13 protein-coding genes are annotated in these 14,899 nt (G+C 66.3%); 11 read left to right on the forward strand and 2 right to left on the reverse strand.

The genetic code is table 11. The features are described from left to right. The first annotated feature begins 142 nt into the window (after positions 1–142). From AWC08_RS26045 to nbtC, 3 genes are read left to right on the forward strand one after another with little or no spacing between them, the layout of a single operon-like run. Complete coding sequence (locus AWC08_RS26045; protein ID WP_065132306.1) at positions 143–901, forward strand: thioesterase II family protein; 759 nt, start codon at positions 143–145, stop codon at positions 899–901. Beyond that, positions 898–2,190: a beta-ketoacyl [acyl carrier protein] synthase domain-containing protein gene (locus AWC08_RS26050; RefSeq protein ID WP_069432829.1), complete on the forward strand. Its 1,293-nt coding sequence runs from the start codon at positions 898–900 to the stop codon at positions 2,188–2,190. The genes AWC08_RS26045 and AWC08_RS26050 overlap by 4 nt, the downstream gene beginning before the upstream one ends. Then, on the forward strand, positions 2,187–5,231 hold the full coding sequence (gene nbtC / locus AWC08_RS26055; protein WP_156803049.1) for a nocobactin polyketide synthase NbtC: 3,045 nt from the start codon (positions 2,187–2,189) through the stop codon (positions 5,229–5,231). The genes AWC08_RS26050 and nbtC overlap by 4 nt, the downstream gene beginning before the upstream one ends. Here the strand turns inward: nbtC and AWC08_RS26060 are convergent. Both AWC08_RS26060 and mbtG read right to left on the reverse strand, forming a co-directional pair. Further along, complete coding sequence (locus AWC08_RS26060) at positions 5,228–5,437, reverse strand: MbtH family protein (RefSeq protein WP_065132180.1); 210 nt, start codon at positions 5,435–5,437, stop codon at positions 5,228–5,230. The genes nbtC and AWC08_RS26060 overlap by 4 nt on opposite strands. Further along, positions 5,418–6,704: an NADPH-dependent L-lysine N(6)-monooxygenase MbtG gene (gene mbtG / locus AWC08_RS26065; RefSeq protein WP_065132185.1), complete on the reverse strand. Its 1,287-nt coding sequence runs from the start codon at positions 6,702–6,704 to the stop codon at positions 5,418–5,420. The genes AWC08_RS26060 and mbtG overlap by 20 nt, the downstream gene beginning before the upstream one ends. A 186-nt stretch (positions 6,705–6,890) precedes the next feature. Here mbtG and AWC08_RS26070 point away from each other — a divergent pair, with 186 nt between their 5' ends. The 8 genes from AWC08_RS26070 (at position 6,891) to AWC08_RS26100 (ending at position 14,886) form a co-directional block, all read left to right on the forward strand. Further along, positions 6,891–8,540: a (2,3-dihydroxybenzoyl)adenylate synthase gene (locus tag AWC08_RS26070; RefSeq protein ID WP_069432830.1), complete on the forward strand. Its 1,650-nt coding sequence runs from the start codon at positions 6,891–6,893 to the stop codon at positions 8,538–8,540. A gap of 125 nt (positions 8,541–8,665) precedes the next feature. Further along, positions 8,666–9,097 carry a hypothetical protein gene (locus AWC08_RS26075; RefSeq protein ID WP_069432831.1) on the forward strand — a complete coding sequence of 144 codons (432 nt, stop codon included), beginning with the start codon at positions 8,666–8,668 and terminating at the stop codon, positions 9,095–9,097. Then, positions 9,097–9,540: an MmpS family transport accessory protein gene (locus tag AWC08_RS26080; protein ID WP_069432832.1), complete on the forward strand. Its 444-nt coding sequence runs from the start codon at positions 9,097–9,099 to the stop codon at positions 9,538–9,540. Before AWC08_RS26075 ends, AWC08_RS26080 begins: the two co-directional genes overlap by 1 nt. After that, on the forward strand, positions 9,537–12,389 hold the full coding sequence (locus AWC08_RS26085; RefSeq protein WP_069432833.1) for an MMPL/RND family transporter: 2,853 nt from the start codon (positions 9,537–9,539) through the stop codon (positions 12,387–12,389). The genes AWC08_RS26080 and AWC08_RS26085 overlap by 4 nt, the downstream gene beginning before the upstream one ends. Before the next feature lie 154 nt (positions 12,390–12,543). Beyond that, the gene (locus AWC08_RS26090; protein WP_065132177.1) at positions 12,544–12,921 is read left to right on the forward strand and encodes a hypothetical protein; all 378 of its coding nucleotides are present in this window, start codon (positions 12,544–12,546) and stop codon (positions 12,919–12,921) included. Positions 12,922–13,020: 99 nt separating this feature from the next. Then, complete coding sequence (usfY, locus tag AWC08_RS39225) at positions 13,021–13,302, forward strand: protein UsfY (protein ID WP_265783814.1); 282 nt, start codon at positions 13,021–13,023, stop codon at positions 13,300–13,302. 183 nt (positions 13,303–13,485) lie between these two features. Continuing rightward, on the forward strand, positions 13,486–13,659 hold the full coding sequence (locus AWC08_RS37680) for a hypothetical protein (protein ID WP_197521977.1): 174 nt from the start codon (positions 13,486–13,488) through the stop codon (positions 13,657–13,659). 360 nt (positions 13,660–14,019) lie between these two features. Continuing rightward, positions 14,020–14,886 (forward strand): SDR family NAD(P)-dependent oxidoreductase, encoded by an 867-nt coding sequence (locus AWC08_RS26100; protein WP_069432834.1) that lies wholly within the window; start codon positions 14,020–14,022, stop codon positions 14,884–14,886. Positions 14,887–14,899 lie beyond the last annotated feature (13 nt).

Here is a 14,899-nt window from a genome sequence, read left to right on the forward strand (position 1 = left end):
GCGTCCCTGCGAAGGGACCGAACTGGGAGGTCACAGCCGATACCTGACCGAGCCCTCGCCAGGAAGCTTATGTTAGCCTTCGCTTACTTGATGGCTTCACGGCCGACCTGGGCAGGCGCCGGTAGAGGAGAGGCAGGGCCGCATGCCGCGCACACTGGGCTGGATCAGGCAGTTCCACCAGCCCGATTCACCCGAGAGCCCGACGCTGCTGGTCTTCCCGCACGCCGGCGCCGGCGCCTCGGCCTACCGCTCGTTCTCCAAGGTGCTGAGCAAGCATTTCCGCGTCCTGGTGTTCCAATACCCCGGGCGTCAGGACCGAGCCGCCGAACCGCCTCTGACCTCGCTTCCCGAGATCGCCGCGGGCGCCTTTGAGGAATTCGCGGCCTCGGAACACCGGTCGGCCGGTCCCGTGGTCGCGTTCGGTCACAGCATGGGCGGTTGGGTGGCGTTCGAGTTCGTGCGAATCGCCGAATCCAGCGGGGTCGACGTGCGCGAGCTCAACGTGTCCGCGGCGGTCGCACCGGGCAACGCCGTCACCAAGCCACCGCACCCCACCGACGACGAGTCGATCCTGCACCACCTGACGGCGCTGGAGGGCACCAACTCCGCCGTGTCCGGCAACCGGGACCTGATGCGGCTGGCGCTTCCCGTCATCAAGGCCGACTACCGGGCCTGCGACGCGTATTCCTGCGCCGGCGACGTCAAGATCTCCGCCCCCATCCACGCGCTCGGAGGTGACCAGGACCCGATCGTCACCCTGGGTGACCTCTACGGATGGGGAAAGCACACCGGCAGTGCCGAAGTCACGATGTTCGACGGCGGGCACTTCTTCGTCAACGAGCACGTCGAGGCCGTCGCCGAACTGCTGGCCGAGTCCGCGGCACGGGTGCGCACGCAGTGACCGATCCGGTCGTCGTTGCCGGGCTCGCCGTCGAGACGCCCGGCGGCATCGACACCCCCGCCGCCCTGTGGCAGGCGCTGTGCGACCAGCGGGAGCTGCTGTCCCCCTTTCCGCGCGACCGCGGCTGGCCCATCGACGACCTGCTGTCGGTGTCCGGCGCCGAGGGCTGGGGGCGGGTCCCCGACTCCGGCGGATTCCTCTCCGGCGCAGCTAAATTCGATCCACCGTTTTTCGGCATCACGCATCGCGAGGCGCTGGTGATGCACCCTCAGCAGCGGGTCGCGATGCGGGTTGCATGGCGGGCGCTGGAGAACGCCGGCGTCAATCCCGCCTCGGTCGAGGGCGACTTCGGCGGGTGCTACGTCGGCATGTCGATGACCGAGTACGGCACCCGCACCGCCGTCGCCGACGAATACAGCGGGCATCGGGCCGTGGGCATGGGCCAGCTCGGTGGAGCCGGACGCATATCGCACGGCCTCGGCCTGACCGGTCCGTCGATGTGCGTCGACTCCGCCTGCGGATCTTCGCTAACGGCCCTGCAACTGGCCGTCAACGCGATCGCCACCGACGAGTGCGAATGGGCGCTGGCCGGCGCGGTGTGCGTATTGGGTTCGCCGGCCGCCTTTTTCGAGTTCGCCAAGCTGCACGCGCTGTCCGAGGACGGACACTGCCGGGCCTATTCCGAGGACGCCACCGGCACTGTGTGGGGCGAAGGCGCGGGAATGCTGCTGCTGGAACGGGAATCGCGCGCACGTCAACTCGGCCACCGGATCTACGGCCGGATCCTGGCCGCGCGCACCAACCACAACGGCAAGGGCAAGCCGATCCTGGTTCCGCGGGTGCACGCCCAAGAACAGGTGGTGCGCAAGACCTTGGATGCCGCCGGCATCGATCCGGCGGCGGTGGGCATGATCGAAGGACACGGCACCGCGACGCTGGCCGGTGACCCGGTGGAACTGCTGGCACTCGTCCAGACCTACGGCGCGGCGGGATCCGAGGCGCTGCTGGGCTCGATCAAGTCCAACGCCGGGCATGCGCAGGCGGCAGCCGGGATCCTCGGACTGATCAAAGTCCTGCTCGCCGGAGCGCACGGCCAAATCCCGCCGACCCTGTTCGCGGACAACCCCACCAAGAAACTGGACTGGGACCTCACCGGTATCCGACTGGCCACGAAGCTGACCGCGTGGAAGCCGACAGATGGTGTCCGGTACGGTGCCGTGTCCTCGTTCGGCGCCGGCGGCGCCAACGCCCACGCGATCGTGGCGATGCCCGCGGAGGCTGACCAGTGAGCAGTTACCGGCTCCCGAATGGCGCGATCCCGGTGCTGCTTTCGTCGGACACCCCCGAACTGATCCCGGTCGAGGCCGCCGCCCTGCTCACCTACCTGAGCGACCACCCCGAGGCGACCCCCCAGCTCATCGCCGGCATGCTGTTCCGCACGCGAGTCGCTCGCAAACACCGCGCCCTGGCGATGGTGCGTGACCGCCAGGAGTTGACCGCGGCCCTGCAGTCGGTGGTCGACGGCAGCGGGCACCGCTTGGTGACCCGCACCGACACGGCCGCGACGGCCCGTAGATATGCGTATGTCTTTCCGGGCCAGGGCAGTCAGCGGCCCGGGATGGCCAGGCGGTGCTACGAATCCGTTCCGGCGTTCCGCGCCGAGGTCGAGCGTTGCGCTCAGGCGTTCGCCGACCACAGTGGGCAGTCCCCGCTCGATTACCTTCTGGATGAGGACTTTCCGGCCCTGGAAGATGCCGGCACCGTCCAGCCCGCCCTGTTCACCCAGATGGCCGGCCTGGCCGCGATGTGGCGTTCGTTCGGCGTCACGCCCACCGTCACCATCGGCCACAGCCAGGGTGAAGTCGCCGCCGCATACGTGTCGGGCCGGATCACCCTCGCCGACGCCGTCCGGGTGATCCTGTTGCGGGCTCGTGCCGCCGACGGGTTCTCCGCCGGTGACTACGCGATGGCCGTTCTGGCCGCCGACCGCGAGACCTGCGAGGACCTGCTGGCCCGCTGCTCTGGCTGGGCGGAGCTCTCGGTGGTCAATTCACCTCACATGCATGGAATCTCGGGTGACCGGAGCGCCGTGCAGGCCGTCGTGGACACCTGCGGCGAACGTGACATCTTCGCCCGCACGATCCGGGTTCGTTATCCCGCGCACACCGGGGCGATCAACGGTCTGGGAGACGAGCTGCGCGCCGGCACCCGACGCGAGCTGTCCAGCCTGGAGTTTCTGGAGAGCGAGATCGCCTGCCTCGGGGCCACTCTCGGCGGTCCCCTCACCGAGCCGGCCGACCAGTACTGGTTCTGGAATCTGCGCAACACCGTGCGCTTCGACAAGGCGATCGCCGCCGCGCAGCAGTTCGACATCGACACCTACATCGAACTGGCCGAGCATCCGACTCTGCAGCTGGCGATCCAGGAAAACCTCGCAGCCGTTGATTCCGAACGCGTCGGCATGGTTGTCGGCACCTCGACCCGCACCGACATCGAACTGACCGACCTCACGGTCAACGTGATGCGGTCGGCGCTGCACGACCTGAACTACCCGTGGGACTGCCTGGCCACCGAAACGCAGGGCCCTCCGGTGTTGCCGTTGCCCGATTTCCCCAACACCGCGATGAACGAGATCGCCCTTTGGATGCCCTACGAACAGGGCCACTCCCCGGCAGCACGCACCACCCCCACCGTCGAACATGTTGCCGCCGAACCGGAGACTGACCGCGCCGCGGCGGCGCCGAGGCTGCTCACCGAGAAATGGGTGCGGTTGGCACGCCGCTCGCTGGTAGCGCCGCGGCGCATCGGCATCATCGATCACACCGGCGACGCCGCCGAGCTCGCCGCGGCACTGGCCGTCGCGGCCGGCGACGTCGGCGCCACCGCCCGGGTGCTTGGCGCCGACGAATTCCGGACCACACCAGGTGATCTCGGTACCTGTGTCATCCTGCTGCCGCAGGCCCCGCGCCGGGACGCGTGCGGATCGGTGGACAGCGTGGCGACGTTCTTCGCCGAGCGCGGGTGGTGGCCGGGAGTGGTGACCGGCGTCACCGATTACTGGCTGGTGACGGTTGGCGGCGAGGCCGTGGTCACCGACGATCCGCCGCCCGATCTGGCCCACGCGGGTGCCGCCGCCGGGTTCCGTTGCGTGGGTGCGAGTTACCCGGGGACCAGATTCCGCCACCTCGACCTGCCGGGCGCGTCGCGTGCCGGCGCGGCGGCCGCAATCATCGCCGCGCTCCACACAGCACAGGAATCCGAACTCGCGTTGCGCGACGGCGCGCTGTATGCCAAACGAGTCGTCGACGACGCACCCATGAGCGGCCCCCGAAGCCGAGCCGACCATGTCCTGATCGTCGGGGGCACGGGCAAGCTCGGACTCGAATTCTGTGAGCACTTCGCCCGCCGCGGCGCTCGCGAGATCACGCTGGTGAACCGGTCGGGCGCGACACCCGCCGTGGCCGCGCGACTGCAGAGCATTCGTTCGGTCACCGCGGCCACGATCCGCGTCGAGGCGTGTGATCTCACCGATGCCGCAGCGGTTTCCAGGCTGGCCGCCGGGGCCTCGGCCGCAGACCTGATCATCCATGCGGCGGTGGAGTATTCGGGCATCGAACTGCAAGACATCACCGCCGCGGCGGTCGACCGAGCCTTGGCGGCCAAGGTGGCCGGCATCGCGCGGGTCCTGGCCGCCTTCCCCCGCGGCGAAGACCCTCAGGTGGTGCTGTGCTCTTCCATCTCGGCATCGGTGGGCGGGCGCGGCCTGGCTCTGTACGCCGCCGGCAACCGCATGCTCGACGCAATGGCGCATCGGCTCAGATCCGAAGGCCTGGACTGCGTTTCCGTGCAATGGGGTCACTGGGGGGTCCATCTCGGCGAGTCGGGATCGGCGATGCTGGGCGGCCTCGGGGTGGTCCCGATGCGTCCGTCCGACGCGCTGGGAGTCGACGTGACGGGGCTGCGCGGCAACGCGATCGTGGCCGCGTTCGACGTGGACCGCGCGCGGTCGGTGCTGGAGGCCTGCGGTCGCGATTCGCTGCTGTCACAGCTGAGCTCGGCCGCACCGCGCCCGGTCCAAACACTCGCCCCGCCGACCGAGGTCACTTCGGGACTCTCCCAGCGCCTGGTGAGCCTGCTGGCCCAAGCCATCGGGGCCGACAGCGCCGACATGATCGACACCGGTGTCCCGATGGTGGCCATCGGACTGGACTCGTTGCAGGCGTTGGAGTTTCGGCGTCGGGTCAAGATCGAGCTGAATCACGACCTGGAGGTGGCCGACCTGCTGGGCGGGGCGTCGATCGCGGAAGTGCTGGCCAAGCTGGACGCTTAGCCGATCGGCTCGCGCAGACTTGCCGGCCGCATGTCGGTCCACGCGCGCTCTACATAGTCAAGGCACTCCGCGCGGGTCGCCTCACCCCAGATCTTCCGCCAGCCCGCGGGCACCTCGACGGCGACCGGCCACAGGCTGTGCTGGCCCTCGTCGTTGACCACTACCGAGAACAGCCGGGCAACGTCGTCAAACGGGTTGGTATGCACCGCTTCTTCCGATCGGCGAGTCGGCCACCGCGACACCCGCGCCGAGCACACGATCGGACAGCAACCCCAGGCAGCTCAGGTTGGGAAAGCCCGGCCCCTCGTTGAGTCCGGACAGGTTGGGCAGCACCAGTCTCGGGGTGACTCCGGCGACGGCGAGGTCGGGACCGATGGACTCCTCGATCCGCTCGCAGGTCAGCGGTCCACCCAACTCCAGTTCCAGCAAGTCCACCGCATCCTGGCTCAGCAGCGGCAGGAACCAGAGCGCGTCGGCACCGGAGCCGTCGATGACGAGGTCGAAATCATGCACGGTTTCTTGCAGTTCACCGCAATGGTCGGTCTGCAGCGTGATCCAGATGCGCTCATGGCGGTCGATGACGTTCGCGACCCGGCCGCGCAGATGCCTGATCCGCTCGTCGGCGAGCAACAGTTCCTGCACCCGCGCGGAGAACACCCCCCGGTCGGTGCGGGCAATGCAGTCACGGCGTTCGGACAGCGTCAACGTGCGCCACTGGGTGGGGTCGGAGAACAGCGAATTCTCGAAGAATCCTTCGCCCCGAGTGAACAGCGTGGCCTGCGGTGAGATTGCCGTAATCGTCGAAACGCGATGGTGGAAAAGCTCATTGAGCATCGACGCGGCCGTCTCGCCGCCCCCGATGACGGCTACATTCTCGGCGACGATCCGGTCGTGAGACGACGTGCGCTCCCAGAACTGGGCGATGGACAGCATCCGCGGGTCACCGGAGAGCATCGACCTTTGCGGCTGGCCGGGACCGGTGATCATCACCGCGTCCGCTGACAGTGCCGCTTCCCGCGTGCGCAGCTTCCACTGCTGCCCCTGCACTGACATCTGAATCAATTCACCGCGCACAACTTTCAGATCCACCATCTCGGCGACCCAGCGCAGATACCGCGCCCAGGTGTCGTGTGTGGGAGCGGGCCTGCCGCGGTCCACCCAACCGACGAACTGATCGATCGCGACCAGATACGACTGCCAACTCCAGCGCATCATCCGTTCGTCGACCTCGGCGTCGCGCCCCGGCACCAATGACGAGCGGTAGGGGAACCCGACGTCTTTTTCGGGACTGGTGCCCAGGCGCTGGCGACCGTCCGTCCATCCCCCGCCGGCGATCCAGTTGGCCGCGACACCCGACCGTTCGATGGCGACGATGTCGGCGGTCTGCACGCCCATCTCCCGCAACACCGCCGCCTTGGCGGCCACTGCGACGGCCTTGGCACCGGCCCCGACAATCGCGAAGGTTTCAGCCATCGCATACCCGACTGTGCACCCGGCGAGAATCTGCGGCACGGTGGCGGCATCCCCCGTTTGCCAGTGCGCCGGCGATTGATGCGCCGCCCACGACCCCACCTCCCGGCTTAGCTCAGGCTGTCCTAACTTTTTGTACGCTACCCTATATTCGTGGGGCATACACCCCCGCCCCGAGGGAGCTGTCGAGTGCCTTCCACCTCTGGCTCGTCAAAAGCCCGACTGTCCGGCCCGGCGCCCCTGGACGGTTTCGTAGCATTTCCCCCGGACCGGGCGGCGGACTACCGAGCGGCCGGTTACTGGTCCGGTCGGCCCCTGGGCGCTGTGCTGCGAAATGCCGCGCGCCGGTGGTCCGCTCGCCTGGCGGTCATCGATGCCGCCGCCAGCCATACCTACGCCGAACTGGACGCACTCGCGGACGAGGCGGCCGCCGGGTTCGCCGCACTGCCCATCTGCCCGGGCGAGCGCGTCCTGTTGCAGTTACCCAACTCGTGCCGGTTCGCCGTCGCGCTGTTCGGGCTGCTGCGCGCCGGCGCCATTCCGGTGATGTGCCTGCCGGGCCACCGGTTGGCCGAACTCACTCATTTCGCGCAGATCAGCGATGCGGTCGGCGCGGTGATCGCCGACACCGTCGGGGGGTTCGACTACCGGCCGATGGCCGAGCAACTGGCCGCGGCGCATCCGCGACTGCGCCACATCGTCGTCGACGGCGATCCCGGCCCCTTCCTGCCGTGGTCCACCCTCGCCGGCCGGACCCTTAACACCGAACCGGTGATCGACACCGCCGCCCCGGCGCTGATGCTGGTGTCCGGTGGCACCACCGGACTGCCGAAGCTGATTCCCCGCACCCACGACGACTACGTCTACAACGCCACCGCCAGCGCGCGGCTGTGCCAAATGACAAGCGCCGACACCTACCTGGCCGCGTTGCCGGCGGCGCACAACTTCCCGCTGGCGTGCCCGGGAGTCCTCGGCGCGATGACAGTCGGAGCGACGGTGGTTTTCGGGGACGACCCGAGCCCGGAGGCGGCTTTCGCCACGATCGAGCGGCACGGGGTCACCGTCACCGCCCTGGTCCCGGCCCTGGCCAAGTTGTGGGCACAAGCCTGCGACTGGGAGCCGGTCACACCGGAATCGTTGCGGCTGCTGCAAGTTGGCGGATCGAAGCTGGAGCCCGAGGATGCCCGCCAGGTGCGCGAGGCGCTGTGCCCGGGACTGCAGCAGGTGTTCGGCATGGCCGAAGGATTGCTGAACTTCACCCGGCTGGACGACCCGCCGGAGATACTCGAACAGACTCAGGGCCGGCCACTGAGCCCCGCCGACGACGTGCGTGTCGTCGACGCCGACGGAGTGCCGGTGGGTCCGGGCGGCGAGGGTGAACTTCTGGTGCGCGGGCCTTACACCATCAACGGCTACTTTCGCGCCGAACGCGACAACGCGCGCGCCTTCGACCCACAGGGTTTCTATCGCAGCGGGGATCTGGTGCGCCTGCGCGAGGACGGCTACCTGGTGGTCACCGGCCGGATCAAAGACGTCATCTGCCGATGCGGCGAAACCATCGGCGCGCAGGACATCGAGGAGCAGTTGCTGACCCACCCGGCTGTCTGGTCGGTGGCCGCGGTGCCACTGCCCGATCCTCAACTCGGCGAACGACTCTGCGCCGCAGTTGTTTTCAGTGGAAAACCCGCGACCCTCGCAGAGCTCAACGGCTACCTGGACCAGCGCGGTTTGGCCAGCCACGCTCGCCTTGACCAACTTGTCGCGTTCTCGGCACTGCCCACCACCGCGATCGGCAAGATCGACAAGAAGGCCATCGTCGCCCGACTCGCGCCGTCCTAGCTCCTCGAAGCCTCCGACCCGCCCCGCTTTTGAGTGAGGCGGGCGATTGAGGTAGCTTCTAGCAATTGCCAATAGCAGACGGTAGTGTTCTCTAAGTTCACCGCGGAGGGGGAAGGGATCAAGACGTGATTTCCGGTCTATTCGGCTATCTCACAGTGCTTTCCCTCGCGCTCATACTGGTGCTGGCCACCGTCGCGTCGCTGTATGTCAGACGGCTGAGCAACCGGCAGTCGACTCCGCTGAGCGAAGAGCCGGGGAGCTCGAAGGTGGTCCTGCGCAAACTGCGTAAGGGCGAACCCATGTCGGCTGAGGAGGTGACGTACGCGAGGCAGATCGTCGCCGACCGCAGTTCGCCGATGGCACTGGCCATCCCGGGCATGATCTTCATGCTCGGATGCTTTTATGTGTTCGGCAGCCTGGAACACCTGCACGGAGCGCGGCCTTCCGAGCGGACATTTCTAGGACTGATCCCGATGCTGACCTCCACCAATCTCGCCCTGCGCATGCTCAGCAGTAACCGACTGAAAAGACGCCTGCGGACGGCGGTGTCGGGCTGATGGGGCCGCGTTCGGCGGGCCGGACCGCCCTGCAGCGCGGGTGGATGCCGTTGGTTGCCGTCATCGCGCTAGGCGTGGGTGCGCTGTCCATGTGGAAGGTCCACCAGATGTCCGCACCCCCGCCGGTCATCACCGTCAACGGTCCCCAGGCCCCCGAACAGTCCACGCTCAAACAGCTCACCTACGAGCTGTCCGGCTCGGTCGGACAAGGGGGCATGCTTACCTACGTCGATGTCGACGGCCGTCCCCACAAGGTGGACCTGACGACCCTGCCCTGGTCCCACACCGAGACCACCACCCTCACCGTGGTGTCCGGCAGCATCTCCGCGCAGGTGCACGGCGGCCAGATCAGCTGCCGAATATTGGTCAACGGTGTTGTGCGAGACGAACATTCAGACACTCATCAGGATGCCGACGTCACCTGCCGGGTGAAGTCCGCATGAGCGCGCACCGGGCCGGGCGCCCGTTCGTCGCGAAAACCGTCCGGCTGCTCGCCATACCGATCATCGTCTTCTGGGCGCTCGTCGCCGTCACCACCAACACCTTCGTCCCTCAGGTGGAACGGGTCGCCGAAGAGCTCGCCGGGCCGATGGTCCCGCACTACGCGCCGTCGCAACGGGCGATGCTGCACATCGGCGAGAAATTCCGCGAGTCCACCTCCACCAGCCTGACCATGGTGGTGTTCGAGGCACCCGACCGCCCGCTGGGCGATCAGGACCACCGCTACTACGACGATTTGATGCGCCGGCTCAAGCAGGACTCCCGGCACGTGCAGTACGTGATGGACCTGTGGGGCAAGCCGATCACCTCGGCCGGGGCGCAAAGTGTCGATGGCAAGGCCACCTACGTGCTGCTGCGACTGGCCGGCGACATCGGCCAGATGCAAGCCAATCAGTCCGTGGCGGCGGTGCGGGACATCGTGGCCAAGGACACCCCGCCGCCCGGGCTCAAGGTTTACGTCAGCGGCGCCGCTCCGCTGGCCTCCGACACCGTGGCCATCGCCAATTCGAGCCTGAACAACATCACCATCGTCACGATCATCCTGATCATCGTGATGCTGCTGCTGGTCTACCGCTCGGTCAGCACCCTGCTGGTCCCGCTGGCCGGTGTGCTCATCGAAATGCTGGTAGCCAAAGGGGTTGTCGCGACGCTGGGTCATTTCGGCTACATCGAACTCTCGTCGTTCGCCGTCAACATGGTGGTCTCGCTGACCCTGGGCGCGGGAACGGATTACGGCATCTTCCTGATGGGCCGCTACCACGAGGCTCGCCAGGCCGGCGAGAGCCGGGAAGAGGCGTTCTACACCGCCTACAAAGGGGTGACACCGATCATCGTGGGCTCGGGCCTGACGATCGCGGGCGCCGGTTACTGCCTGAGTTTCGCGCGCCTCAACTACTTCCACACGATGGGCCCGGCCGTTGCCATCGGCATGCTGTTGACCATCGCGGCAGCGCTGACGCTCGGGCCGGCCCTGTTGACGGTGGGCAGCCTGTTCGGGCTCTTCGATCCGCGCCGCGCGGTCAAGGCGCGGCTGTACCGCCGGATCGGCGCGAGCGTGGTGCGGTGGCCGGTGCCCATCCTCGCGGCCAGTTCGGCAGTCGTCATGATCGGGGCGATCTTCGTCCCGACCTACCGGGTCAACTACGACGACCGCCAATATCAGCCGCCCGATGCCGCGGCCAATCAGGGCTTCGCCGCCGCGGACCGCCACTTCTCCAAGAGCAAGCTGTTCTCCGAGATGCTGATGGTGGAGAGCGACCATGACATGCGCAACTCGGCCGACTTCATCTCGTTGGACCGGGTGGCCAAGGCGCTGATCCGGCTTCCCGGTGTCGCGATGGTGCAGAGCATCACCCGGCCGATGGGGCGTCCACTCGAACACGCCTCTGTGCCATACCTGTTCACCACGCAAGGCAGTGGCAGCGGCCAGCAACTGCCGTTCAACGAGCAGCAGAACGCCAACACCGACGAGCAGGCGCAGATCCAGGCACACACCGTCGAAGTGCTTGATCAGTTGATCGCCTTGTTCCAGAAGATGGCCGACGAGATGCATCAGACGGTGCTCACCATGCAGGACATGCAGCGGGTCACCAACGAGATCAACGAGAAAATCTCCAACCTCGACGACTTCTTCCGGCCGATCCGGAGCTATTTCTATTGGGAGAGGCACTGTTTCGACATCCCGGCGTGCTGGGCGTTCCGGTCGATTTTCGACGCGCTCGACGGAATCGACAAGATGGCCGAAGACATCAAGAACGCCGTGACGTCGCTGGAGGTCATCGACAAACTGCTGCCGCAGATGATCACCGAGATGAAGATCATGCGAGACGACACCGCCGCGCTGCGGGCACTGCTGGTGAGCTCCTACGGATCTGCCGATCTACAGTCGACCCAGACCAACCAGACCTTCGACGACCTGATCAACGTGGGGCTGGACTTCGACCGGTCGCGCAGCGACGACTTCTTCTACATCCCCCGAGAGGGATTCGACAACGAAGACGTCAAAACCGGTATGACGCTGATGATGTCGCCGGACGGCAAGGCGGCCCGGTTCATCGTCACCCACGAGGGCAACGCGATGGGTCCCGAAGGCGTCGAACATGTCGAAGCCTTCCCGACCGCGATCACCACGGCTTTGAAGGAGACTTCGCTGGCCGGCGCCCGGGTGTATATCGGCGGTTCGGGATCCAACGATAAGGACATCAAGTCCTACGCCGCATCCGACCTGCTGATCGCCGCGATCGCGGCCTTCGTCCTGATCTTCCTGATCATGATGTTCATCACCCGAAGTCTGGTGGCCGCCTTGGTGATTCCCGGCACCGTTGCGTTCTCCTATGCCGGGGCCTTCGGGCTGTCGGTGCTCGTCTGGCAGCATCTGATCGGCCTGCATCTGCACTGGCTGGTGTTGCCGCTGACGTTCATCATTCTGGTGGCGGTGGGATCGGACTACAACCTGCTGTTGATTGCGCGGGTCAGAGAGGAGATCCACGCCGGGCTGAACACCGGGCTGATCCGGGCGCTGGGAAGCACCGGTGGTGTGGTCACGTCCGCGGGCCTGGTGTTCGCCTTCACCATGCTGGCGATGCTCACCAGCGATCTGCGGACGATCGGCCAGGTGGGTTCGACGGTGTGTATCGGCCTGCTGCTCGACACGCTGATCGTGCGTTCCTTCGTCGTACCGTGCGTTCTGCGCATCCTCGGGCCGTGGTTCTGGTGGCCGACGTTGGTGCGCGCGCGTCCGCTGCCGCCCTGGCGCCAAGGCGTCAGGCAGGCCGCCGCAAGCGCGCAGTGAGCAATCGGGTGCGGTTGTCACAGGTTCGCGTGTGTCAGTCACACAAGGCGCGAGCAGTCAGCTGATTATTGTCACGTTCGGCAACGATTTCGGCTCGAGGAGAATCGTTTCTCGGACTATAGGCCAGGCCTCATTAGGGGCATAGACTTAATCAATGAGGCAAGGATTGTTGCGCGATTTGGTATTGATGACGGCGTGGGCGATCGGGCTGTTACTCGCCGTAGGGGTGGTTCCGGGGGCCTCATTGTCGGCGGGTGCGTTCATTCTCGCGGTAGCTCTGTTTTCCGTGGGACAGGCGACGCTGTCGGTGTGGATCCTGAAGCTGCCGGAAAGATATGCGTCGCTGGTGCTTGGAGGCAGCGGCTTGGCGTTGACCGTGATCGCTATGTGGCTGGCCGCGATGTTCACCGGTGGCCTGGATCTGCGTGGTGCGGAATCCTGGGTCGCCGCCACGATGGTGGTGTGGCTTGTGACCACCATCGGCGCAATCATCTGGCCGGTCTTTGTCCGCGACCAAGTCAGCTCGATCTGAGCAGGCGAGACCACCCACCGGGGAAATTGCGTCTCGCTCGCATTCCCCCACTGAAGTAAAATCAGGATTATCTGGCGACGACCGCGGATTGAGGTAATGATGGGAGACACGCATCGAGACCCGTCAGACCGGTATCGGACAACACAACCGCGTGCGGGTCTAACGCTGAAAGACAATTTAATGTGGCCCGGGTTGATTCTATGGGCCGTAGCAGTCGCCGGGCTCATTTGTACCGTGGCCCTGGCAGCCTATGGGCATCACGACTGGGTTGTGACTACCGTCGTCATCTCCGCTCTCGCCACGCTTGCCGGAGCACTGTGGTTCGTAGTGGAGCTTCGTTTCGTGGCGCATATCGAAAAACGGTGGGCGAGTCACCACTGACTTCTGCGGTCGTAGTTCCCGGCCGGCCATGGGGTGTCGGAGTGGCGAAATCGCCCTGGGACCCGTGCCGCTTGATAGCGCGGCGGATGTGACCGGCCCGGGACTACCGGACCCGGCCGTGCCGCCTGGCCGCAGGCCCGCGACATCCCGGAGACCCGCTCGAAGCCGTGCCAGAAGAACGACATGACACCCCGGTCCGTTTACTACGGGCGAGGGCTCGGCACGGGGATGAATGAGCCGGTGGGCCAGCACAATCCCGGCGGCAGCGGAGGCGGACGAACGAACCCTTGGTTGGGTTCTCTGGCCGGCGGGTTGGGGCCGTCCCAGATGTTCGTCGCGACGTTGCCCTTCCCGTAATCGACCACCCGTTCACCCCACGTGTCATGTGGCTCGCAGGACAGAAGCGCGCCCCAAACATCTTGGGAGACTCTTGGGTTGCAGGGCACCCCCGACACCGCGCCGTTTCAGCTTCCATGTCTCACGCTGGACCCGAAAAGGGACCTTGCCATTGACGAATGTCACCATTTGCGATTGACTCAGTCGCATGACCGACCCCGGTCCCGCACACGGGTCATTGAGGTCCCGCACTGCGATCGCGGTGAGCACTGTGATGGTGCGACCGATCACTGCGCCGATACCGCCGGAGCACCTCGCGCGGCCTCTCGCCGGCGGCACTGCATCACTTTCCGTGAACATCACTGCGACAGGGGCTATTTGATGTTGGGACCATTGGACAGGCTGCTGGGCCGACAGACCCCGAGTCACGGGGCCCTGGCGGTGGTCACCGGTGCCGGTAGCGGAATCGGTGCGGCATTCGCTATCGAACTCGCTCGCCGGGGCGGCAAAGTGGTCTGCAGCGACATCGACGAGGTGGCCGCTCAGCGCACGGCCGATGCGATACAGGAGCGGGGCTGCGGGGCGGTCGCGGTTCGCTGCGACGTCTCGCAGGTCGACGACGTGCACGCCTTGGCCGACCAGGCCCAGGAGTGGTTCGGTGTGCCGCCGACGCTGGTGATCAACAACGCCGGCGTCGGCACCGGTGGCGAGCCAATCGGCGATGTCCCGCTCGATGAGTGGGTGCGGACACTCGGAGTGAACCTGTGGGGACCGATCCACGGCTGTCATGTCTTCACACCCATCCTGCGGGAGTCCGGGCCGTCCGGCTCGCCGAAAGGAATCATCAACGTCGCCTCGGCGGCAGCATTCGGGGCAGCGCCCGGAATGGCCGCCTACAACGTCAGCAAGGCCGGGGTGTTATCGCTGTCCGAGACGCTGGCGGCCGAATTGTCCGGCACCGGAATCAAAGTCACCGTGTTGTGCCCGACGTTTGTCAAGACCAACATCGTCGAATCGGGCCTGCAGGCCGGACGGATCAGCGAGGAGTCCAGCCAGCTGGCCACCAAACTGATGCGCTGGACCGGGTTCTCCGCGGCGAAGGTGGCGCGAATGTGCTTGGACGCCAACGATCGTGGTGACTTGTACTGTATGCCGCAGCTGGAGGCCAAGATCGGCTGGAATGTCAAACGGCTTGCACCGGGCGCATATACGCGCGCGATCGGCATGGTATCGCGCACAAGGCACTGAACACCCGTCCATC

The sequence above is a fragment of the Mycobacterium gordonae genome (genome assembly GCF_002101675.1).
Taxonomy (GTDB): Bacteria; Actinomycetota; Actinomycetes; order Mycobacteriales; family Mycobacteriaceae; genus Mycobacterium; species Mycobacterium gordonae.

What these genes read in the sequence shown, in the direction of transcription:
- AWC08_RS26045 (WP_065132306.1), top strand. Translation starts at nt 143, where the DNA reads ATGCCGCGCACACTGGGCTGGATCAGGCAGTTCCACCAGCCCGATTCA.
- mbtG (WP_065132185.1), bottom strand. Translation starts at nt 6,704, where the DNA reads ATGGCTGAAACCTTCGCGATTGTCGGGGCCGGTGCCAAGGCCGTCGCA.
- AWC08_RS26080 (WP_069432832.1), top strand. Translation starts at nt 9,097, where the DNA reads ATGGGGCCGCGTTCGGCGGGCCGGACCGCCCTGCAGCGCGGGTGGATG.
- AWC08_RS26085 (WP_069432833.1), top strand. Translation starts at nt 9,537, where the DNA reads ATGAGCGCGCACCGGGCCGGGCGCCCGTTCGTCGCGAAAACCGTCCGG.
- AWC08_RS26090 (WP_065132177.1), top strand. Translation starts at nt 12,544, where the DNA reads ATGAGGCAAGGATTGTTGCGCGATTTGGTATTGATGACGGCGTGGGCG.
- usfY (WP_265783814.1), top strand. Translation starts at nt 13,021, where the DNA reads ATGGGAGACACGCATCGAGACCCGTCAGACCGGTATCGGACAACACAA.
- AWC08_RS37680 (WP_197521977.1), top strand. Translation starts at nt 13,486, where the DNA reads ATGACACCCCGGTCCGTTTACTACGGGCGAGGGCTCGGCACGGGGATG.
- AWC08_RS26100 (WP_069432834.1), top strand. Translation starts at nt 14,020, where the DNA reads ATGTTGGGACCATTGGACAGGCTGCTGGGCCGACAGACCCCGAGTCAC.